This is a genomic window from Wolbachia endosymbiont (group A) of Cydia amplana, from assembly GCF_964028495.1.
GTDB lineage: Bacteria > Pseudomonadota > Alphaproteobacteria > Rickettsiales > Anaplasmataceae > Wolbachia > Wolbachia pipientis.
The window spans coordinates 145,884-168,981 of record NZ_OZ034792.1 but is presented as its reverse complement, the minus strand read 5'-3'; the positions used below and the strand labels follow the sequence as shown (position 1 = coordinate 168,981).

Here is a 23,098-nt window from a genome sequence, read left to right as displayed (position 1 = left end):
ATTAAATCTCATATTATATTTTTTCTAAAGTAAACAAATGAATCTTGCATTTTGCCTGAGTTATTGATACTCTGAGTAAAGAAGTCGGGGCGTAGCGCAGTCTGGTAGCGCATTTGGTTTGGGACCAAAGGGTCGGGAGTTCAAATCTCTCCGCCCCGATGTTAGTATAATTGTAAGAACGCTGTAACATAAGAGTAATCTCCATCAGTAAGCAAGTAGCTGACACTGGAATGACATTATTCACCATGTAAATTATGGCATATTACATTTTAACGCTCAAGTTTATAAAATAATTGACAATGTTAATTTTCTAATTTATAAATAGATTTTGAAATGATTACCGAAGGAGGTATAGAGTTTGATAGAAGTATCAGTCCATTATGGTGATGTAGACAGAGCTCTTCCAGTATTGAAAAAAACAATTCAAAAGGAAGGAAGAGGGTTGAAAATGAAAAAACAATATCATGAAAAAAAATCAGAAAAAAGAGCTAAAAAGAAAGCTGAAGCTAAAAAAAAGAGGTACCAACAAGAGTGCAGAAGGCAGCGTTATGGTTGGTAGTTTGTACTCAGGTTAATAGTTTATCATTGGTTATTTTATGAATATTCACGAATATCAAGCGAAAGAAGTTTTGCATAAATTTAATGTCCCAGTGCCAAAAGGTTTTGTTGCTACATCTGCGGAAGAAGTAAAGACTCAAGTAAGTCAATTAAAATCTGACGTGTTTGTAGTTAAAGCTCAAATTCATGCAGGTGGTAGGGGTAAAGCCGGTGGCGTAAAGCTAGCAAAGTCAGTTGAAGAAGCTCAACAGTTTGTAAAGGACATGATTGGTATGACTTTAGTTACTCATCAAACAGGGCCAAGCGGGCAGCAAGTAAGAAAAGTGTACGTTGAAGAAGGCTCAAGCATTAAGAAAGAGTATTACTTAAGCCTGGTAATCGACCCGAAGCTCAGTAGGCCAATATTCATATTTTCCTCAGAAGGTGGAATGGACATTGAAGAAGTGGCGAAAAATTCTCCTGCAAAAATTGTGAAATTTGATATTGATTCTGCTACAAGTTTTGATAGCAGCAAGTTAAGCAGCAGTTTTGATTTGAGTCCAGAACAAATAGAAAAGATATCGAACATTGCAAAAAAAATATATGATGCGTTTATTGCAACTGACGCGAGCCAAATTGAAATTAATCCACTGGTTGAAACAAATTCTGGAGATTTTATTGCGCTCGATGCGAAAATTAATTTCGATGACAATGCTTTATATCGTCACCCAGAAATTATGGAACTTCGTGATTATGATGAAGAAGTGAAAGAAGAGATAGAGGCTTCAAAATATGGGCTCAGTTACATCAAAATGGATGGCAGTATTGGTTGCATGGTAAACGGTGCAGGTCTTGCTATGGCAACAATGGATATAATAAAATACTACGGAGCAGAGCCTGCTAACTTTTTGGATGTTGGTGGTGGAGCGAGTAAAGAAACTGTAACTGAAGCATTTAAAATCATATTGTCTGATAGCAACGTAAAAGGAATTCTGGTTAACATATTTGGTGGTATAATGCGTTGCGATATTATCGCAAGTGGAATTGTTGCGGCTGCAAAAGAAATGAGCATTAAAGTTCCTCTAGTGGTTAGATTATCAGGTACTAATTTTGAAGAAGGAAAAAAAATCTTAGAAGAGTCAGGATTAAATATTATTGCTGCAGATGAACTGGGTGATGCTGCACAAAAGATAGTAAAAGAGGTAAAATAAAGCATGTCCGTTTTAGTAAACAAAGATACAAGATTAATATGCCAGGGTTTTACTGGTGCACAAGGCACATTTCATTCAGAGCAAGCAATTGATTACGGAACGAAAATGGTGGGAGGTGTAACTCCTGGAAAGGGTGGTAGCACTCACCTTAATTTACCGGTTTTTAATACTGTAGCAGAAGCCAAAGAAAAAACCGGTGCAAATGCTACAGTTATATATGTACCTGCTAAATTTGCTGCTGCTGCAATACTTGAAGCAATAGATGCAAAAATAGAATTGATAATTTGTATTACAGAGGGCATTCCTATACTTGATATGGTGAAAGTTAAGCGTGCGCTTATCGGCTCAAAAAGTCGATTGATTGGTCCCAACTGTCCGGGAATTATTACACCTGAAGAATGCAAAATAGGAATTATGCCTGGCCATATCCATAAGCGTGGACACATAGGAATTATGTCTCGCTCCGGAACTTTAACTTACGAGGCAGTAGCACAAACAACCGCTGTTGGTCTTGGTCAATCCACGTGTATCGGAATTGGGGGGGATCCAATTCATGGTATGACATTTGTTGACTGTATGGAGCTCTTTTTAAAAGATGACGATACTCATGGTATTGTAGTTATTGGTGAAATAGGTGGAAACGAAGAAGAAGATGTATCACATTTTGTGAAAACAGAAAAAACTAAAAAGCCAATCGTTGGTTTTGTAGCAGGCCAAACGGCACCTCCAGGAAGACGTATGGGACACGCTGGAGCAATCATCTCCTCCAGCGGTGGAAGTGCTGGTGCAAAACTAGAAGTTATGCGGAGTGCCGAGATTGCAATTGCTGAAACCCCTGCAGTAATTGGTAAGAAGGTATTGGAAGTAATGCATCACTAGAATTAGGGTCACAAAAACCCTATATCACCGGTCATGAATACGTTATTTGCCCATTCGATTAATAACTTGCCTCCTGGTAAATTTACTGAAGTCTGTTGGGCAACCAGATATCCACGTAGTGTGGATGCAACAAGTGCTGCACAGGCTGCACTACCGCATGATGCAGTAATGCCTGTACCTCTTTCCCAAACTCTTAAAGCTATTTCTCCAGACTTTTCAACTTGTGCAATACTAACATTAATTTTCCGAGGAAATAATGCGTGATTTTCTAGCTTTGGTCCTAAATTTCGCAATGGTATTTCACTTATGTTATCAACAAAAAAAACTATGTGAGGATTGCCAATATTTACTGCAACAGGATCTTTTAGCATTTCAAGCTCTATAGGTAAGTGAAGAGTGTCACACTCAGTAGACAAGGGAATTTCATGCCATTTTAGCAAAGGTTTACCCATGTTAACCTTTATGGATTTATCACCCACTTTAAAACACTCTAAAATGCGTTTGCTTGTTAGCTCAATAATGGAGTATTCAGCACCTTTTTCTGACATTATCAAATATCCAACACAGCGTGCTGCGTTTCCGCACATTTCAGCTCGACTGCCATCAGCATTATAGATATGCATAAAACAGTCTGCAGCATTAGACATTGTTATAATTATCACTTGATCACAACTGCTTTGATCAGCAATTTGTCTATGGTTCCAGTCTAAATTGTTTGTTGAACGTGAGTCTATGATAACGAAATTGTTACCAGTGCCGTGCATTTTGATAAAATTTTCAGAATTTTGGCCACTCATCATAAAAAAATATTTCTTCTATTGGTCTTCTTTTCTTCTTACTTGTTTCAGCACCCTCTTCTTCGTAACCAACCGCTATCACTGACATTACGTTAAAGTCATTGGGTATATTGAACTCTTTCACTATTTTATCTCTATCAAATCCACCCATTTGATGGGCCATTAAGTTCATAACTGCAGCTTGTAACATAAGTCCATAATTTGCTGCACCAGTATCATGATTAGCCCAAAGATTTTCTCCTTTACCTTGTTTACGGAAGTTTTTAGCACTTAAAGATATGATTAACACTTGTGCATCTTTTGCCCATTTTTGATTAGATTCATCAAGGCAATTTAGCAGCTTTTCCCATGCGCTTTGATTGTTCTGTTTGTTGCATATTACGTATCTCCAGGGTTCATCACCAAAACATGAGGGAGTCAGCCTTACAGCTTCCATTAAAATATCCATGTCTTCCTGAGATATTGCTCTTGTAGGATCGTATGAACGTCCGCTGTGTCTTGCTTTCATCAACGATAATAGATCTTGTTTACTCATCATTTTTAATTTAATAGTGCATAAATAATTCATTGTAGCACAATATAAGCAAAATTTAAATTGCAAAACCTCTCATACACATATATTACATTTAATAAGTTATTTTTATTGGGAAGGTATGTTTATAACACAATCTAGCAGCAGATCAACACTGGCTGAAATATTGTCTTGCGTTTTACTTTTATTCTTGATGGCTCAAATAAGCATACCATTGCAGCCTGTGCCTATCACATTGCAAACTTTAGGAGTAATGCTTATTGGGCTTAAATTTAACCGCAGAACAGCATTCTATTCTGTGCTTACATATCTATCACTTGGTGCAGCAGGATTGCCTGTTCTTGCGAATTTTTCTGGTGGTTATCACGCTCTTCTTGGACCAACCGGTGGATATTTAATTGGCTGTTTAGCTGCTGTTATGGTAATGAGCAAAGTAAATGAATTACTGAACTCTAAGTATAAATCATTTGTATGTAATTCTTTAAGTTGTCTGGCTGGTACAGTTGTAATCTTTATTTGTGGTGTTAGTTGGCTTGCTGTTTACTTGGGTCTGGGACAAGCAATAATGGTAGGTGTTTTACCATTTATCCTTCCTGGTTTGATAAAAATTTTTCTACTTGTAGCAGCTTTGCAATATTTGAAAAAATGATAAAATTTCGCCCTCATCATTTCATGTGCACCCTCGCCTTTCGGGGATATGGGTATTCTCAGGGTTTTGTAGAAAATTATAAAAGGATAGCAAGCAAAGTAATTAGTACTCAAATCGAAGTAGTTGGTAACCTTGATAATATCTGTAGTGCTTGTCCAAATCAGACTAAACAAGGTAAATGCACCACACAAGCTAAAGTTTTAGAGCTAGATAGAAGGCATATGGAAATTTTAGGAATTAAAATTGGCGAGACTTTAACTTGGAATGAGGCAGTAAAAAAGATTAGGGAGAAAATGTCTTTAAAGAAATTCGAGTACGCATGTGAGGGGTGCAACTGGCAGCCATATGGAATATGTAAAAATGCCCTTTTAAATCTACAAAGGTAGTTGACAAAATGTTAAGATAAATTGAAGCATTTTTGTGGAAATAAAGCGAAATATGGAAGACAAAAGATAAATGCATTCTGAAAAGCTACACAGCATGTTCGTCCCGCTAATTAATAATATCTTTATTATTGTATGAGATAGGTAATTTAGCATTTATGAATTTGTAATGTGTTACGCATAGCTCAAAGAAATAAGGTTTACTGGTTACACGCTGCAGCCAATGCCACAACACTAGGACCTATGTTTATCTGCATGTTAATTTGCGTTGTGATTTTATGGAGGTCTTCTGTTACCTATGCTAGTGAAAATTTGGAGATACAAAAGGCCTTCGATAGTGTTGTCAAGCATATAAAAGCTGATAAAAAATATAAAGATTTTGATGTTATTGAGAGAAAAAGTGACAAATTTAATATCAAAATTTCGCAGAATTCTGGCAAGAGTTTTGACATATACTCTACTTTAAAAAAAGCAAAAGATTCCTTTGAATCAGGAGATAATGAAGCAGCTATTTCTCTCCTTAATCACATTATCGCAAAGTTTCCTTATCATAAAAATGCTTTAATTGGATTGGGAAATATTTATTACGCTAATAAAGAATACAAAAAAGCTGTAGAGATTTACACAAGACTGTTAAAAGAACACCCTAGTAACCCTTACATATTAAAAAATTTTCTGACGATAATCTCACAATATGATCCTGATCTGGCGTTGAGTGAAATGTTAAAATTGTATGATATACATAAAAATTATGCTCCTTTATTAGCAAATTTAGGTCTGATCTATATGAAAAAGGAGGATTATGTAAAAGGTAAAGAGTATATGATAACTGCTATCTCCCTCGATGAAAACAATATTTTTTATACTTATAATTTAGCTGTTATTCTAGATAAACTTTCAGATTTTCAAAATGCTACAATATTCTACTTAAAGTTGTTAAACATGGCTACAACTTCGAAAGATGTGAGTGAAAAAATACCTTTATACAAAGTGACAGCAAGACTAAAATTTATAAAACTTCACAGCACGCACCCAAAGATTTCATAAAAGCTTATAGCTTACCTAAAGCTAATTTATCGTATCTGTTCAAGGGAGTGGCTAATGTGCAAATATTGAAGCAAAGTGTGTGACACACAGCTGTACGAACATTTGTTTGCAAAGGTAATTTGCACAACAAATGCATAACTGTACGAACATTGTGATTTTGGCCCATCAGGAGGGTGTCATCCCAGTGCTTGACACTGGGATGGCTTTGTTGCATCGCTACTTATGAAAGGCTAACTATAGTTAGGATTATAAGCAACCTATTGAAAATCTTGTTTTTTTGCAATCAATCTGATCAAATTTAAGAATAGTAATTTGTTATTTATATTAATAAATTTAATTCTATTGAAAATAGCTAAAGCATTGAAATTCTTGAATTTTAGCCGGATTGGTAAATGGTAGTGAAATTTCTTTTACTCAAATTTAGGTATTCATTGACCGTTCTTGTTATAAATACCAGAATAATAAGCTACTGATATTCGCTATCTTTTTTATCTTTAATCCATCATAGCTAGCGATGCAACAAAGCCCACTGGGATCCAGGAATTTTATTAAGTTGGCGAGCATAAAAATAGCTGTTTTATGTAAAAATACAACGTTTTAATGATTATGAAAAAGCTGGATTCCAGTGTCAAGCACTGGAATGACACCATTCTTTTTTCTGGATCCCAGTGTCGGCTACTTGGATGACACCATTTATTGTAAGGACTTACCTCACATTTACTCTATGATTATCTTTTTAGATCACCTTGTCTACCTATTTTGCCACTCTGCTGAACGGATACAATTTATTGCTATTTTTGTTTACAATAATAATATTGAGCTATAGAATTAGATCTAAAGGGGCAATTAGCTCAGCTGGTAGAGCATCTCGTTTACACCGAGGAGGTCGGCAGTTCAAGTCTGTCATTGCCCATTTGCTTAACTGAATGTTAGTATTATTAATTACTTCAATTAAAGTATAGAAAATGCAGGATAATATAGTACCAATCTCAATAGTAAAAGAGCTGGAAGATTCTTATCTTTCCTACGCAATGAGCGTTATCATAAGCCGGGCTATACCTGACGTGCGGGATGGATTTAAACCTGTTCACAGGCGCATATTATATGCAATGTCAAGAGCTGGATTCGATGCCGGTAAGCCATATAAAAAGGCAGCTCGTATAGTTGGGGATGTAATGGGGAAATATCACCCACATGGTGATGCAGCTATTTACGATTCCTTGGTTAGAATGGCCCAAGATTTCTCTCTTCTTTTACCACTTGTTGATGGGCAAGGTAACTTTGGTTCGATAGATGGAGATCCACCAGCTTCAATGCGATACACAGAAGCAAGACTTCAAAAAGTGTCGCACTTTTTACTGAATGATATTGATGAAGATACAGTTAATTTTAGGCCAAACTACGATGGAAATGAAACAGAACCAGTTGTGCTGCCTGCAGAGTTTCCGAATCTATTGGTAAACGGTGCAAGTGGTGTTGCAGTTGGTATGGCAACCAATATTCCTTCTCATAATCTTGGAGAAATAATAGATGCTTGTATATTATATGTAAATAATCCTGAAGTTACTTTGGATGAGTTACTTGAAGTGATGCCAGGGCCGGATTTTCCAACTGGGGGAACAATTCTTGGAAGGTCTGGAATAAGATCAGCATTTGCAACTGGTCGTGGATCAATTGTTGTGCAAGGCAAGACTCATATAGAAGATCTGCCACAAGATAGGCAAGCAATAGTGATTGATGAAATACCTTACCAGGTAAATAAAGTAAAATTAATTGAGAAGATAGGTGAGCTTGTAAAAGAAAAAAGAATTGATGGTATAACAGAAATTAGGGATGAGTCCGATAAGTCTGGTATTAGAGTAGTAATTGACCTCAAAAGAAATGCTGAAGCAAGTTTTATACTTAATCAAATATTGGGGCTAACTCCACTAAGAAGTAGTTTTAGTGTTAACACTTTAGTGCTCAATAACAACAGGCCTGCTTTGATGTCATTGAAAGAAATCATAGAGGCCTTTATTGATTTTAGAAAAGAAGTGTTAATCAGGAGAACAGAATTTCGTCTAAGAAAAACGAGAGAAAAAGCTCATATATATATAGGGCTCTACATTGCGGTCCTCAGCATAGATGAAGTGATAAAAATCATCCGCGGTGCAAAAGATCCTGCGGAAGCAAGTAGAGAACTTTTAAATAAAGAATGGAAAACTTCGAATGAAATCAACACTATTATCGAGTTGATTTCAGATAGCGCAAGTTTTTTGAAAGATGGAGTGTATAGATTAACTGAGCTACAAATTAAAGCTATCCTTGATATGAAACTGCAGCGTTTAACAGGCCTTGAAAAAGACAAATTAGAAGCTGAGCTAAGTTCAATGATCAACCTGATAAAAGAATATATCGCTTTTCTTGGCTCAGGAGAGAAGTTGATGAAAGAAATAAAAAACAATCTACAAGAAATAAAGAACAGATTTGCTGTGCCGCGAAAAACTTCAATAGAAGAGTCAGACGCGGACATTGAAGCTGAAGATCTAATTCCACAAGAGGATATGGTGATAACCGTAACTATGAATGGTTATATCAAGCGTGTAAAACTTTCTCACTACAGAACTCAGCGTCGTGGTGGAAAAGGAAAGCTAGGACAGGGATTAAAAGAAGAGGATGTAATCACAGAATTATTTGTTGGAAATACCCATACTAGCTTTTTATTCTTTTCTAACATTGGTCGAGTTTATAGATTAAAAGTTTATAAGTTACCTCTTGCAGAGCCAACCGCACGTGGAAGAGCACTTGTTAACATATTTCCGCTTAGCGATGGTGAAACTATAACTAATATCATGCCATTGCCAAGTGAAAATGACGAAAATCAAAACATAGTTTTTGCTACTGCCTATGGAAACATAAGGCGTAACTCCTTAGCGGACTTTCACTATATTCCAAGCAATGGAAAAATAGCAATAAAGCTCGATGAAGGAGACAAATTAGTATCGGTTAAGGTATGTAATGAAATTGACCATGTTTTACTTTCAACAACGCTTGGAAAAAGTATCAGATTTGTTGTAAGTGATGTGCGTCAATTTAAGAGTCGCAATTCAGATGGCGTAAGAGGTATCAAACTTGTAAAGAATGACAGCGTGATATCCATGACCATATTAAATGGGATAGGTGTAGCAACAGAAACAAAAGAACTTTACTTAAAAGTTCCACTTGCAAAAAGACTGGGGACTGCAATTAATAACTCCATTGATTCTAAATTGGAAAAGACTTTGAATGATTTAGGAATAGATAACGAATTATTCTTAAAACTTGCAGTGAATGAGGAGTTTATATTAACTATTACTGAAAATGGCTTTGGTAAAAGAACTTCTGCGTATGAATATAGAGTAACTAACAGGGGTGGTGTTGGTATCACCAATATTCTTACTACTAGCAGAAACGGTAATGTTGTTGCTAGTTTTCCAGTTGAGCAGGGTGATAATATAATGCTTATTACAGATAAAGGAAAGTTAATTCGCATTTCGGTCAATGAGATTAGAATTGCAGGACGCAGCACTCAAGGAGTCACTCTGTTTAAAACAGAAAGTAGAGAAAAAGTGGTGTCAGTAGCGAAAATTGAAGATCCTGATTCCACTGAAGATAGTATTTTTGAAGTTGAAAACTCTATCTCTTCTCAACCGTAGTACAGGTTAAACAAAAAGCGCAAGTTTTTGTTGATTAATACGCAGTATTTAAATTAAAATATATACTTATGGCTAAGTAAAGATCAATGGACAAAAATTTAACTAAAAATAAAAAACCACTGGCAAACAAAGAGGATAAAAAAACACCTCCTGTTAAAGACCTTACTAAAAATAAGAGTAGGAGAGATTTTATAACATTAACTACATGCGCTATGGCAGGTATAGGAGCTGCAAGCGGACTTTGGCCACTGGTTAAATCTATGAATCCTTCTGCTGAAGTTCTAGCAACTTCCACAGTGGAGGTGAATTTGTCTGGAATTCAGGAAGGACACGGAGTAAAAGTAAAGTGGCAAGGTAAACCAGTATTCATTCGTAGACGCACAAAGCAAGAAATTGAGGCTGCAAGAGCTGTGAATGTGAAGAGCTTGAGGGATCCTCAATTAGATGAGCAGAGAGTATACGAAGGAAAAGACGAATGGTTAATTATGCTTGGAATATGTACACATCTTGGGTGTGTACCGGTTGACCACGCTACAAGAGATGGTAATGGTTGGTTCTGTCCTTGCCACGGTTCATATTATGATACATCAGGCCGAGTGATTGGGGGTCCTGCACCGAAAAATATGGCTGTACCTGATTATTTTTTTCCCAGTGAGAATGTTGTGGTAATTGGCAAGAAGGCTTAACGGAACTCGTTAAAAAAAACTCACAGGATCAACATCTATTATCACTGCAATACTCGAATTCAAGTTACAATTTTTAATCCAATATTTCAGCTTTTTTTGTATAGATAAACTGTGTTTATTGTGTATTTTTAATAATACCCTATGCCGATACTTATTATTTAAAAAATTTATTGCTGCTGGTGATGGGCCAAGAATTTCAAATTCCTTTTTGTCTACACCTACATTTTTTTCCTGGATACAAGTAGTTAAGCTACTTGGATAACAAAGAAGAGATTTTACTATTTCATTCGCTGCTTTTTGTGTTGCAATCTGATTCTTACCACAAATTATAAGCGCTATTAATCTGCTAAATGGTGGCATTTTGGCTTCGCGTCTTGACTTAAGTTCGATTTCATAAAATGAGTCTCTTTTTTGATGCAGCAATGCTTTTATTATTGAACTTTCAGGATTATTAGTTTGCACTATTACCATTCCTTTTTCATTAAACCTTCCTGATCTGCCTGCAACTTGGTGCAATAATTGATAGGTCTTTTCCGCTGCTCTTAAATCAGAATTTTCGAGGCTCAAATCTGCATTTATTACTCCAACCAAAGTTAATTTGGGAAAATTGTGCCCCTTAGCAATTATCTGTGTGCCGATTATAATGTTCACCTCTTCCTTTAACACTAAATCAATGATGTTACTAACCGACTTCTGATCGCTGCTTATCATCGCAGTTTTTGCGTTTGGTATTAATTTCACCATTTCTTCAAGTAACCTTTCAATTCCTATGCCGTAGAGGGACAATGGCTGTTCACTTTGGCAATTAGAGCATTTTTCTGGAAGTTTCAATTGATAAGAGCAGTGGTGGCACAAAAGAGCATTTTTTTTCTTGTGATATGTAAGCCAAACAGCACAATTTAAGCAGGAAATTTTATATCCACACTTTTTACAAATTGCCAGTTGTGCATACCCTCTGCGGTTTAGAAAAAGCATAACCTGCTGTTTTTTCTCTATGGTTTGTTTGATGCTTTCAAAAAGCTCAGAGGAGATCCATTGCTTGTTGTTCCTCATATCTACTACTTTAATGAGTGGCAATTCTGCACCACCAAATCGCTTAGTTAGCTTTACATGATTGTAATTCCCGTTTTTAACATGATGAATCGTTTCAAGCAGTGGAGTAGCTGATGATAAAATAATCGGAATATTTTCAAATTTGGCTAAGATTATCGCCATATCTCGAGCATTATATATAATTCCCTGTTCTTGTTTAAAAGATGAGTCGTGCTCTTCATCAACGATAATCAATTTTAGGTTTTTATAAGGCAAAAAAAGCGCTGACCGTGCACCAATAATTATCTGCGCATTTCCATTTGCTATATTGAGCCAATTATTCCGGCGAGTTTTTGGAGTGAGCCCTGAGTGCCATTCAACTAAGTTTTTTGATATCTGACCGCGAACACGATTTACCAATTGTGAAGTTAAAACAATTTCAGGTAGGAGGATTAAAATTTGTGTATTACCTTCTCCTGATGTCATTTCAACATATTCTGGTGTCATACTAGTACGTGGCAAAGACGGTATGCTAAATGTTACAGTGGGTTTTGCCTTGAGTATAAAGGTGTCATTCCAGTGCTTGACACTGGAATCCAGGAATTTTGATTGTAAATTAGGTATTGGTTTTAAGTTAAAATAAACATTTGTAATGAGGTTATATGAAAAACTGGATCCCAGTGTCAGGCTACTCGGATAACACCCTCTTGGTAGACCCAAATCACAATGTTCGTACAGTTGTGTCTCTGGGCACTGGAATGGTAAAGTCTGAGCAGCATTTGGAACGGCAGTGTAATTCTTAATCAATTGTGCAATCACAGAGAGATAAACTTCGGTTTTTCCAGATCCTGTCTCACCGTCAAGCAAAGTCACTGAATACTCGTTCAAATTGCTTATTATTTTATCACTAGCTATCTGCTGTTCAGGGCTTAATTGGCAACTTATTTCACTTGTTTCCTGCTTTTGTTCAACACAAACCAATTTATCTATGTGATTTACTTTTAACACTCCTCCCATTATCACTTTGGCAAGCATACCAATAGGTATTAAATTGTATTGTGCAACCCACTCTGCAAATGCAATCAATTTTGGTCTAATATTTGGTAAATCGATTTTTTGCTCAATAAATTTTAATTCTCGGTTACTTTTATCACTGTATTTCCAAACTATTCCGATTAAGCGTTTTTTGCCAAATGGCACCACTACGTAATCTCCAAGTAAAATCTCAGTATTTTCCTCAATTGCATATGAAAATAACTGATCAATTGGAAGTGATAGTAATACGTCAACTGTTTTTGCCATAGTGATTGAGTTTAACATTGTTTTAAAGAGCTTGTAACTTTATTAAGCCTGGCAATATAGATGAATCGGTACAGAGAAAATCTTAACGTTTAACACATTTTTCATAGTACAGACCGTATGATTGATAAATAAAATGATTTATAGAATTTGTGGAGGCTACCAATGGTCAACGACAAGATTACTTTGAACTTTGAAATAGAAAAAGGCGAACCTATAGATCGATACTACTTTTCTGCACATATAAAGCTTACAGATGAAAGCAAAAATCTTTTGCGGGAGAAGCTTGGCAGTACAATTCAATTCGATAATCTAGATGATCACTTCAATCTTAACCATGAGAATTTTTATATCTACTACAACAAATATAGTGAGCACAATGGTAGAAGTGAGCTACACGTTAGGGATGATAACGGTAAATATTTAACCTCCAATCTTCCACTTAATTACTATGGATTCTCAATGGAACTATCACCTGACGGAGCGTCAATTGCAGATTATGGTTTTTATCCTCTGTATGCAATCTATAACCCAAATCACTATAATAAAGCAAAGGAAAAAGTATTTGATGATCACGGTGAATTGTCACCAATTGCATCAAATGTGTTAGATAATTTTTTAAGCAACACAAATAGCTTAACCACACAAGATATATTACAAAATGTATTCTCACAACTGCAGAAGAAAGCTGATGAAGAAGCAGAAAGATTGGCAAGAGAAAGAGAAGCAGAAAGACAAAGGGAGGAAGAGTTAAATGAAAAGAACGAGGAGTTAAAAGAACTTGTAGAAAAGGATGAGATTAAAATATTCAAAGTGGTAAAAGGTAATGATTTAGGTAATGGGCATTCAGCAGTAGTTTTACAACTTGATGGGGAAGAAGGTGACAAGATACCTCTCGACTCTAGTAAATACTACATAGCAGAGTATAGACACCACCCAGAATGGGAAGGCGATGAATATTTAAATTTTGTTAGCCCTGATAGTGATATGCTGGTTAATTATGAAAACTTATTTTTTGTGCTCAATCAAAGCTCCTACTCAGACTTTGAAAGTGGGTTTTATTCAGAAAACAGAACCGATCCCCATAATTATGCTAAATATTCAAAGGAACCATATTTGAGTGGTGACCAGCTATCTGAAAAATTATCTAATGAATTGGAGGAAGATAGCAATCAGATAGGTACTGAATTTACAATTGATGATGAGCAAGTAGACGAAGAAGTTGTGGTAGAGAGTGAAGCCAAGTCTGGGGAGAAAGGAACGGTTGGTGAGGATAACGCAAAAAATACTATACAGGAAGAAGAATCTAACTATATAGATCAAATGCAAGCGGATGATAGCAGCAGTTATAAACCAGCTTTGCAAAGCAATCGTGATGATTATGCTGATACGAAAAAAGCTCTGCAGGAAAAATTGCATGGAGATGAAATACACAAGCAAAGTAATGAGAAAGCTCAAAAAGATATAGAAGTAAAAAAAGTAACTGTGGAAACTGACAGTAGCAGTAATAAGACTGAAAAACAAACAAAACCAACAGAAGATGAACAAGAAACTGTTATGGCAAGTGTGATAGAAAATATGGATAAAAATTCTGATATTGAAGCAGAAACTTCTAACAGTGTTGCAAATTCACAACATCCCTTAAAAATAAAGACAGGAAGTCCTCTTGAAGTGGGAAAGTATAAGGTGGAGCTGCAAGTGACATATGATGATGTAAAGAATTTTTATGATACCGTACGTGGTAAATATCATGCTGGCGATGGATATAACTACGAACAAGTAATGGTTTTATATAATGAAATTGTTAGGCCCGCTCACAATCATCATTACGAGCTGTTTACTCTTGATGAAGCACATGTTGCTAATGATCACCTGTTTATCAAGGGTCAGGATTTTGGAACTCTAAATGATTTTAATGAGATGTTCTATAAAAGTGATGAGTTAATGTGATGTAAAAAGCAAGATTCAATCTGGTGAACGAGAGTTAACTGACAGAGGAGATTGACACGTATGCCTTTATCTTTAAGATTGTTTATCAAGTATAGACATCAGCTCGCCCCATTCTCTTTTACCAATATTACTTTCTTCTCTAGTAACGTTTTCCCCTTTAATTAATTTGCGAATTATTTCTAGACCAGTTCTTGAAATACAGGCTGATTCTAGGCAATATTCAACAAAGGCATTGTAGGCCAGTGGAACCCATTTTTTTATTATATCCAGCATAACTTCTGCATAAACTCTGATTTCATATTGGGCATGCTTATCAGCTCTAAGCTTCAAAAAATGAAGGAGATTATGCAGATCTATTTTCCAATAAAATTGCGTGTAGTAATTAAGCATTAGGTTAGTTCTGGCAATTTCTCTTGCAAGCCCCTGCTCAATAAATTTTTCATAATGAGAATATACTAAATTAGAGTCATTTGTTAGAGAATCTATTATTTCCTTTGAGGTATCTGGATCAAAAGCTTCCCCGCTACCTTGTTTATTATTGTCAGATTGTTTTGCAACTTGTTCTGGTTTAGGTGTATAAAATTCATTATCAAGTATTGAATACCTTGCTGAATATTCATTCACATTTGCAGTTCTATGCCTTATCCATTGCCTTGCAACAAAAATTGGAAGTTTCACGTGAAACTTAATTTCACACATTTCAAATGGAGTTGTATGATGATGTCTCATTAAATACTTTATAAGTGCTTCATCCTGACTTATCTGTTTTGTTCCCTTGCCATAAGAAACACGAGCAGCTTGAACTATAGCGCTATCAGAGCCCATATAATCCACTACTCGAATAAATCCATGGTCTAATACCTTATGTTCTTCATATAAGATTGCATCTATTTCTTTTACTATAGTTCGTTTGGTTGCTTCATTCATAAAATATCCTCAAGACGAAATGGAGATATCAGCTCCACATGAATTGAGTTTTTCATGCATTGCTTCATATCCTCTCCATAAATGATGTGAATTGTTTATTATAGTTTCTCCACCGGCTACCAAAGAAGCAAGCACCAAAGCTGCTGTTGATCTTAAGTCAGTAGCATATAGATTAGCTCCAGATAAGCTTTTTATTCCACTTATAGTAGCTTTGCTTTTCTCGATGCTGATATTAGCACCTAACTTTCTCAATTCATCTGCATGTGTAAATCTGTTTTCAAAAATGTTCTCTTCAATTACTGATATCCCATCAGCGATGCACATTGCAGACATCAGTTGTGGTTGCATATCACTGGGAAAATTGGGATATGGATCTGTCGCAACGTTAGCAGACTTAATAGAGCCATTTTTTCTGGAAATAACAATGCCTCCATCATACAGTTCAACCATAGCTCCTATAGTCTCCAACTCATTTGTAATACACCTTATATCAGATAGATTTATTCCTTCCAACTCCAACTTACCACCGGTTATTATAGCAGCTAGTGCATAGGTGCCTGCTTCTATGCGATCTGGTATTATTTTATGAACACATCCATTTAGTGCTTCAACTCCTGTTATTATGACCTTTGTATTATCAATTTCAATATCAGCACCCATTTTCTTCAGAAAATCTATTAAATCAAGAACTTCCGGCTCAGTTGCAGCATTGTTTATTGTTGTCACTCCTTCTGCAAATGTTGCTGCCATTATTACATTTTCTGTTGCGCCAACACTTATTTTCTCAAATGTGATTTCTTTTCCTTGTAGCTTTCCTTTCACTGTTGCAATTATATTATAGCCGTCAATTTCAATTTTAGCTCCCATTTCTTCTAATGCTTTAATATGCATATCAACGGGACGCTTTCCAATGTTGCATCCACCAGGAAATGCTGTTCTCGCTTTGCCAAATCTGCTAAGCATTGGACCCAATATTAGAAAAGAAGTTCTTAGCTTACTTGCGGTTTTATATGGCATCACGTGATTGTTGATATTGCTGCAGTCAATTTTCAAAGTATGGTTCGCTTTATAATTTTTATTGTGCATAAAGTTCACTTCTGCTCCAAGACTTTCAAGCAACTTAGACATTAGATGCACATCAATTAAATCAGGTACATTATGCAAAATTACCGGGGAGCTACTTAATAGACTTGCTGCCATTATTGGTAAAACAGCATTTTTTGAGCCATTAATCTTGATTTTTCCGACCAAAGGTTTGTAGTTATTTCTTATTAATATCTTGTGCATTTAATTAGATATAAAGTATAATTCATTAGTTTATTGAAGTCTTACTAAGTATAATAGATTGACCGTAAAAGGCAAAATTTGCTTTTTCTTCCTCATCATCCCAGTGTCATGCTACCTGCATGACACCTGATGCGAATTGCCCCCGAAATTTTATACTATGAATTACTCAAATGACGCTCTCGAGCTTTATCAAACCAAATAACACCAATTGCAACAATGAAATAACCAGCTGCTCCTAATGTAAGGCGAATTACTGCATCGAAAGTTGACAGAGGAGGAGACGGCATTAGAATGCTCAAAACACTATACACAAGATTATTTGTTGCATGAGCAATAGTTACTGGCCAAATCGAGTTGTCTTTTTCAAACAACCAGGTAAACATTATAGACATTGCACAAATATAAAGGGTATAAGCACAAATAGTCGGGAATGTAAAGCCATCCTTCCACAAAGCTGAGCCAGCAACCACATAAGTTGGTATGTGCCATACTGACCAAATAATACCGACAATAATTGCTCTGATATAAAAATTTGATATTTTGCTTTTAAGATTTTTCAAAAGATAGCCACGCCAACCGATCTCTTCACCAAGAGACATAATGATCCACATCACAAAGGTTGATAATAAAACAAATAACATCACTAATGGACTCAAAACTGCACTCAAATCCTTTACACGGTCTAACGTAAAAGACTCTCGGAAAAATGAAAAACCGCAGTAAATTGACAAAAGACCATTGGAAATTAGCATACTTACCAGAATAAGTATAAACCCTAATAGACAGTTTTTTGGCGAACTAAGTTTAAAAAGATCCCTTACCTTCTGTTTATTATAAATGGTTAGCAAAATTGCAACTGAAGCCGGAACAAATGTTGTTAATAATGTTATGTCTTTGAAAGGTAAGCACCAAGCTATAATGCACGTCAAAAAATATGTAATTACAACAAATAATGTACAATTAATAGTGGTTAAATTCATGCATACGCCCATCAATTCCTTTTCTGCATTATTGATCTTTATTCATAAATTGTCAATAAAATACTTCTTCAGGGATGAATAGAATATTTTTTCTTTTTGAATTGCTATTGATAGTTTAATTTTTATATGTATTCCATTTCACAACCGTTTGTCATCCCAGTGTCACGTGCTGGGATGACAGTAGGAGAGCTGCTTGCATGACAAGAGGAGGGTACTGGAATGACAAGAGGAAGACACTGGGGTGACATCAACTAAACTTGTCCAAATATGAGCGATGCATTAGTGCCACCAAAACCAAACGAATTAGAAAGTGCATATTGAATTTTATGCTCCTGAGCTTTAAACGGTACAAAATTTAAATCACATCCTTCTGAAGGCTTGTGTAAATTTAAGGTTGGTGGAATAATCCCATTATTTAATGCAAGAATACTGAATATTCCCTCAACGCTTCCTGCAGCACCAAGCAAGTGCCCTGTAGAGGATTTAGTTGAAGAAACGGGTATTTTATAAGCGTAATCGCCGAACAACTTTTTCATTGCTATCACTTCGATTTTATCTCCAAGTGGTGTTGAAGTTCCATGTGCATTGATATACCCTACTTGATTGGGATTAATTTGTGCACTATGAAGAGCAAGTTGCATTGCTTTAAATGCGCCTCTTCCTTCTGGATGCGGTGCAGTGATGTGGTGTGCGTCTCCTGTGAGTCCATATCCATTCAGTTCAGCATATATTTTTGCTCCCCTTTTTTTTGCATGTTCGTATTCTTCCAACACCAATATACCTGCTCCTTCACCCATAACAAAACCATCGCGTTCTGCATCCCATGGTCTGGAAGCTTCTTTGGGTTTATCATTGAATTTAGTTGATAACGCTTTCATAGATGCAAAACCTGCAATTCCAACTCTACACAGTGCACTTTCTGCTCCACCTGCAATCATCACATCCGCTTCACCAAGTTTTATAGTTCTTGCTGAGTTTATGATTGCATGCGCACCTGTTGCACATGCGGTTACTGCTGAATCGTTTGGACCTGTAAATTCGTATTTAATAGAAATATGGCCAGATATCAAATTTATTAGACTTGCAGGGACAAAAAATGGACTGACACGTCTGGGCCCTTTTTCCTGCATGGTAATAACATTTTCCTGAATTGACGGAAGACCACCTATACCAGAGCCAATAGTCACACCAACACGTTCCCGATTGATATTTTGGCTTTCCAAAATTAATGAATCATCTACTGCCTGAATAGCTGCTGCAATACCGTAATGGATAAAACGATCTGTCCTTTTTGAGTCTTTCTCAGAAATATAATCTAGTGGATTGAAATGGTGCTCAATGTTGTCTGATTGCAACGGCACCTGCCCTGCAATTTTGCAAGCAAGATCAGAAGAGTCAAATCTATCCGTATTGATTGCTTTTATGCCGGATTCACCTTTTATTAGCCTTAACCAAGTGTTGTCAACATCTGCTGCTAGTGGAGTGATTAAACCAACACCAGTGACTACTACTCTTCTGCTCATTTAACACTAACTATTAGCCTTTTTTATTATTAATGTACTCAACTATTTGCTCCATAGTTTCCATTTTTTGTGCGTCTTCATCTGGAATTTCTATCCCGAACTCTTCTTCTGCCGCCATGATGATTTCAACTGCATCTAAACTGTCCGTACCATGCTCCGAAAGCTTTGAAGAGCTGTTGAATTTCTCTACATCCTTACTAATGTGCTCTAGTATAATCTTTTTCACTTTTTCTTCTATGTCTTCTCTAGTGCTCTTTGCTAGTTCGCTATTCACATTTCTTACCAAAAAAATAACCTATTCTTTGATGTTATAAAAAATTTTTATGTTTGCAATATCTTTTATAACTGGTAAACTACAGCAAAGTTTTCTACTGCCCTAGCTGGCTAGCGTTACGTGCTAAACAATTAACAATTCAAAAATGCTAGACGAAACAACAAAAAATTTGCTTATTGTAGAAGTAAACAAACTCTTACCCGAAAATAGCGAGAATAAGCTTATATCAGCTATGCGTTATATACTCCTTGCTCCTGCAAAACATATACGCTCCTTTTTAGTCATAGCTTCATCGCAAGTGTTTAACGCGGAAGCTAAAAAAGTAATATCAGTTGCTGCAGCAATTGAATTTGTTCATGCTTACTCTCTAATTCACGATGATTTACCGTGCATGGACAACAGTGATACTCGCAGAAGCCAGCTAAGCTGCCATAAAAAATTTGATGAAGCAACAGCAGTGCTTGCCGGAGATGCACTACTTACTCTGGCTTTTGAGGTATTATCTTCGTTAAATGAGAAACGCTGTGAGATCATAAAAGTGCTCTCTCAAGCAATAGGAATTAGGGGAATGGTGGGAGGACAGGCTTTAGATATTGACACAGATTTTAACAAAATAAAAGAAATTCATTTGATGAAAACCGCAAAACTATTTGCAGCTTCATGTGAAATAGGTGCTATAATAGGGGGTGCTACAGATGAACAACGGAGAGCGTTATATAACTACGGGATAAACCTAGGGCTTATCTTTCAAGCTAAGGATGATATTGAAGACTACGAACAAGATAAAACAAATAACCTAATGTCTGTGCTTGGTAAAAGTGAAGTAGAGGACTATATAGACGGCCTCTTTAAACAAGGCTTGGATAATTTGAGTGCGCTTTCAGGGGATACTAATTATTTATATGATTTATTGAATCAAGTAAAGAAAGATGGTTAGAAAAATTATATTACAAATGCTTATTTCCGTAGTAATGATTCTCACTTTAACTTCTGCTTTTGTGTTTACTATTGTCTATATAAACAAAGGTAAACCGGAAAAAAAGGACAAGCTTTATGAGATAAATGCCACGCATGGTGGTTTGATACAGACGATAGCATATTACCTAGTGAAGCCAATACTTGAATCAGCACTTGACCGCTATATTGAAAAGCATGGGCTAACAGAATATTTAGAAGAAATGACGCAGCAAAAAGAAGAGGATTCGATAAATTTTTATGAAATTACTGAAGGCAGTGGCAGCAAGGCTTTTTGTGGCCTGGAAGTCCTATTGCAAATATATAAAATTTCTAATAATAACTCAGCAACACTCCCTAGCAAAGTTTCTGATGTTACTTTGAAAATAGGTCAAGATGACCTAAAAGAAGTGAGTTTAGGGGCAATAGGTATGAAAGAAGGCGGAGAGCGTGTAGTTACTATTGCCAATGAGAACAAAATGAATTTTAATTCTTATTACGTCAAACTGATCGAAGTAAAGGATAAATATCCCGACTCAGTAAATAATCTGATGGTTTTTAATGACTTAATTAACAAGACTGGAAAACAAGTAAGGTGCGGTGATGAGATATCGGTTAAATATAGCGTAAAGGAGCATAATGGGGAATATATAGTCAAAGATCAAACAGTGCAATTTAGGGTTGGCGATAAAAAAATACCACTTGCTATAGAGCTTGGAGTTGTGGGAATGAGAGCTGGTAATAAAAGAACTATTCTTTCTCCGCCTGACCTTTTGACTATTACTGACGATATGTTAATAAAAGACATAGATTATGATGAAAAAAATATCTCAATAATTGACTTAAGCTTAGATGTTAAGCAAGAGGTCGCAGCACACCATTCTACTGTTGAAAAACAGCCTAAAGAATATAGCTGAAATTTTAGGTCTACTGGCTAATCTTCTGAACACTCTCTATACTACTTAAAGTAGGCTTTTCGTTTTTCCTAAAGTATAAACTTAGATAAATCAAGCTGCTTCGAAATTGACTCAAGTTTATCTTTTACATACTTGCTGTCTATAATGAATTTTTCGCTATTTTTCTCAGAAGCAATGAAACTTATTTCATCTAAAAGCTTCTCCATGACAGTGTGAAGCCTTCTTGCGCCTATATTTTCCACTTGCCTATTAACTGTAAACGCTATTTCAGCTATGGTTTTTATACCATCATCAGTGAACTCAAGTGTCACATTTTCTGTTTTCATTAAAGCTATGTACTGCTTTAACAAACTAGATTCTGGTTCCTTTAATATTCTTATTAAATCCTCTTGAGTAAGTGCCTTAAGTTCTACCCTGATCGGTAATCTGCCCTGCAATTCCGGTAAGAGGTCAGATGGTTTAGACTGATGAAAAGCACCAGATGCAATAAATAATATATAGTCTGTTTTTACATGGCCATACTTAGTTGTAACAGTTGTTCCTTCAAGTAATGGTAACAGATCGCGTTGCACTCCTTCTCTGTTTACTTCACCTTTTACTTCTGTACGCGCTGCAATTTTGTCTATTTCATCCAAAAATACTATACCGTCATTACTAACAAGATCAATGGCTTCTTTGATTATCTTATCTTCATCCATTAGCCTTTCACTTTCTTCATTAATTAATATTTCACGCGCTTCTTTTACCTTCACCGTAATAGTTTTTGTTTTTTTGCTCCCGTTAAACATCTTGCCCATTATTTCTGTTACATTCATCACACCAACTTGCCCACCTGGCATGCCTGGTATATCGAAAGTAGGTAACATACTCTTGCTCTCTCTGACGTTAATAGAAACTTCTCCGTCCTCAAACTCTTTATTCCTCAACTTTTCTCTAAAAATTTTTTTACTCTCTTCGGTTGCATTTTCGCCTACCATAGAGTTTACTATTGTTTTCTCAGCTAAAATTAAAGCCTTTTTAGCTAAGGCTTTACGGGCTTTCTCTTTAACTAAAACTATTGCTGCATCAACTAAATCGCGTATTATCGAATCAACGTCACGTCCAACGTACCCTATTTCAGTAAACTTCGTTGCCTCAATTTTTATGAACGGTGCACCGGCAAGTTTTGCTAAGCGACGAGCTATTTCAGTTTTACCAACCCCTGTATGACCGATCATCAATATATTCTTAGGTATGATTTCATCACGCAATGGAAATGGAACCTGATTGCGACGCCAACGATTTCTGAGCGCAATAGCAACAGCACGCTTTGCATCATCCTGTCCGATTATGAATCTGTCCAATTCTTTAACTATCTTCTGTGGTGGCAGGTCATCTAACAAAACTTGAGTGCTGTCATTAACTTGAACATCGCTGTCATTTGAATCAAAACCACTCTTAGTATCTTTATAGAGGTTATCTTTTTCATCGTAGGTGTCACTACTACAAGACCGCCCTTCTGAAAGGGTTATGGGCTGATTGGAAAAATTGGTGCATAAAGTTTTTTGCTTGGAAGACATA

General features: G+C 36.0%; 21 protein-coding genes and 2 tRNA genes. 13 read left to right on the top strand and 10 right to left on the bottom strand.

The features are described from left to right. Nucleotides 1–85 precede the first annotated feature (85 nt). The 4 genes from ABWU40_RS00860 (at nt 86) to sucD (ending at nt 2,627) form a co-directional block, all read left to right on the top strand. Nucleotides 86–159, top strand: a tRNA-Pro gene (locus ABWU40_RS00860). A 199-nt stretch (nt 160–358) separates the two neighbouring features. Continuing rightward, nucleotides 359–559, top strand: a complete 201-nt coding sequence (gene rpsU, locus ABWU40_RS00855; RefSeq protein ID WP_006279819.1) for a 30S ribosomal protein S21 — start codon at nt 359–361, stop codon at nt 557–559. Nucleotides 560–596: 37 nt separating this feature from the next. Continuing rightward, complete coding sequence (gene sucC / locus ABWU40_RS00850) at nt 597–1,748, top strand: ADP-forming succinate--CoA ligase subunit beta (protein ID WP_015589445.1); 1,152 nt, start codon at nt 597–599, stop codon at nt 1,746–1,748. Nucleotides 1,749–1,751: 3 nt separating this feature from the next. Further along, nucleotides 1,752–2,627, top strand: coding sequence for a succinate--CoA ligase subunit alpha (sucD, locus tag ABWU40_RS00845; RefSeq protein ID WP_141456694.1), 876 nt, complete (start codon nt 1,752–1,754; stop codon nt 2,625–2,627). 8 nt (nt 2,628–2,635) lie between these two features. Here the strand turns inward: sucD and dapF are convergent, their stop codons facing one another. Together dapF and ABWU40_RS00835 are read right to left on the bottom strand one after the other, a co-directional pair. Continuing rightward, a complete protein-coding gene (dapF, locus tag ABWU40_RS00840; RefSeq protein WP_006279822.1) occupies nt 2,636–3,424 on the bottom strand; it encodes a diaminopimelate epimerase in 789 nt (262 codons plus the stop codon). Continuing rightward, entirely contained in the window at nt 3,405–3,992 is a 588-nt protein-coding gene (locus tag ABWU40_RS00835; protein ID WP_006279823.1) for a nitroreductase family protein, read from the bottom strand. The genes dapF and ABWU40_RS00835 overlap by 20 nt, the downstream gene beginning before the upstream one ends. A gap of 85 nt (nt 3,993–4,077) precedes the next feature. Here ABWU40_RS00835 and ABWU40_RS00830 point away from each other — a divergent pair, with 85 nt between their 5' ends. The 6 genes from ABWU40_RS00830 to petA all read left to right on the top strand — a co-directional run bounded on the left by ABWU40_RS00830 (nt 4,078) and on the right by petA (nt 10,395). Then, complete coding sequence (locus tag ABWU40_RS00830; protein WP_015589442.1) at nt 4,078–4,605, top strand: biotin transporter BioY; 528 nt, start codon at nt 4,078–4,080, stop codon at nt 4,603–4,605. Then, nucleotides 4,602–4,991 (top strand): DUF1284 domain-containing protein, encoded by a 390-nt coding sequence (locus tag ABWU40_RS00825; protein ID WP_006279825.1) that lies wholly within the window; start codon nt 4,602–4,604, stop codon nt 4,989–4,991. The genes ABWU40_RS00830 and ABWU40_RS00825 overlap by 4 nt, the downstream gene beginning before the upstream one ends. A 168-nt stretch (nt 4,992–5,159) precedes the next feature. Further along, nucleotides 5,160–6,035, top strand: a complete 876-nt coding sequence (locus ABWU40_RS00820; RefSeq protein ID WP_353279198.1) for a tetratricopeptide repeat protein — start codon at nt 5,160–5,162, stop codon at nt 6,033–6,035. A gap of 840 nt (nt 6,036–6,875) precedes the next feature. Next, a tRNA-Val gene (locus ABWU40_RS00815) sits at nt 6,876–6,948 on the top strand. Between the two features lie 52 nt (nt 6,949–7,000). Next, the gene (gyrA, locus tag ABWU40_RS00810) at nt 7,001–9,709 is read left to right on the top strand and encodes a DNA gyrase subunit A (RefSeq protein WP_141456691.1); all 2,709 of its coding nucleotides are present in this window, start codon (nt 7,001–7,003) and stop codon (nt 9,707–9,709) included. Nucleotides 9,710–9,795: 86 nt separating this feature from the next. Continuing rightward, the gene (petA, locus tag ABWU40_RS00805) at nt 9,796–10,395 is read left to right on the top strand and encodes a ubiquinol-cytochrome c reductase iron-sulfur subunit (protein ID WP_015589439.1); all 600 of its coding nucleotides are present in this window, start codon (nt 9,796–9,798) and stop codon (nt 10,393–10,395) included. 9 nt (nt 10,396–10,404) lie between these two features. Here petA and priA read toward each other — a convergent pair whose 3' ends face one another. Continuing rightward, nucleotides 10,405–12,747 (bottom strand): primosomal protein N', encoded by a 2,343-nt coding sequence (priA, locus tag ABWU40_RS00800; RefSeq protein WP_141456690.1) that lies wholly within the window; start codon nt 12,745–12,747, stop codon nt 10,405–10,407. Nucleotides 12,748–12,891: 144 nt separating this feature from the next. On the opposite strand from priA, the gene ABWU40_RS00795 reads away from it, so the two are divergent. Then, nucleotides 12,892–14,676, top strand: coding sequence for a hypothetical protein (locus ABWU40_RS00795; protein WP_141456689.1), 1,785 nt, complete (start codon nt 12,892–12,894; stop codon nt 14,674–14,676). Between the two features lie 72 nt (nt 14,677–14,748). On the opposite strand, the gene thyX is transcribed toward ABWU40_RS00795, so the two are convergent. The 6 genes from thyX to acpP all read right to left on the bottom strand — a co-directional run bounded on the left by thyX (nt 14,749) and on the right by acpP (nt 19,631). After that, nucleotides 14,749–15,603, bottom strand: a complete 855-nt coding sequence (thyX, locus tag ABWU40_RS00790; RefSeq protein WP_015589436.1) for an FAD-dependent thymidylate synthase — start codon at nt 15,601–15,603, stop codon at nt 14,749–14,751. 9 nt (nt 15,604–15,612) lie between these two features. Beyond that, a complete protein-coding gene (gene murA / locus ABWU40_RS00785) occupies nt 15,613–16,890 on the bottom strand; it encodes a UDP-N-acetylglucosamine 1-carboxyvinyltransferase (protein WP_006279833.1) in 1,278 nt (425 codons plus the stop codon). A 155-nt stretch (nt 16,891–17,045) separates the two neighbouring features. Then, a complete protein-coding gene (locus ABWU40_RS00780; protein ID WP_231115834.1) occupies nt 17,046–17,489 on the bottom strand; it encodes a CPBP family intramembrane glutamic endopeptidase in 444 nt (147 codons plus the stop codon). A 503-nt stretch (nt 17,490–17,992) separates the two neighbouring features. After that, the gene (locus ABWU40_RS00775; protein ID WP_255324783.1) at nt 17,993–18,118 is read right to left on the bottom strand and encodes a hypothetical protein; all 126 of its coding nucleotides are present in this window, start codon (nt 18,116–18,118) and stop codon (nt 17,993–17,995) included. Between the two features lie 3 nt (nt 18,119–18,121). Further along, nucleotides 18,122–19,393: a beta-ketoacyl-ACP synthase II gene (gene fabF / locus ABWU40_RS00770; RefSeq protein WP_353279197.1), complete on the bottom strand. Its 1,272-nt coding sequence runs from the start codon at nt 19,391–19,393 to the stop codon at nt 18,122–18,124. Nucleotides 19,394–19,406: 13 nt separating this feature from the next. Continuing rightward, complete coding sequence (gene acpP, locus ABWU40_RS00765; RefSeq protein WP_213863337.1) at nt 19,407–19,631, bottom strand: acyl carrier protein; 225 nt, start codon at nt 19,629–19,631, stop codon at nt 19,407–19,409. A gap of 181 nt (nt 19,632–19,812) precedes the next feature. On the opposite strand from acpP, the gene ABWU40_RS00760 reads away from it, so the two are divergent. Beyond that, a complete protein-coding gene (locus ABWU40_RS00760; RefSeq protein ID WP_141456688.1) occupies nt 19,813–20,604 on the top strand; it encodes a polyprenyl synthetase family protein in 792 nt (263 codons plus the stop codon). Next, nucleotides 20,597–21,538, top strand: a complete 942-nt coding sequence (locus ABWU40_RS00755; RefSeq protein ID WP_015589432.1) for an FKBP-type peptidyl-prolyl cis-trans isomerase — start codon at nt 20,597–20,599, stop codon at nt 21,536–21,538. The genes ABWU40_RS00760 and ABWU40_RS00755 overlap by 8 nt, the downstream gene beginning before the upstream one ends. 68 nt (nt 21,539–21,606) lie before the next feature. Here the strand turns inward: ABWU40_RS00755 and hslU are convergent, their stop codons facing one another. Continuing rightward, nucleotides 21,607–23,097, bottom strand: a complete 1,491-nt coding sequence (hslU, locus tag ABWU40_RS00750; protein ID WP_141456687.1) for an ATP-dependent protease ATPase subunit HslU — start codon at nt 23,095–23,097, stop codon at nt 21,607–21,609. Between the last annotated feature and the right edge of the window lies 1 nt (nt 23,098).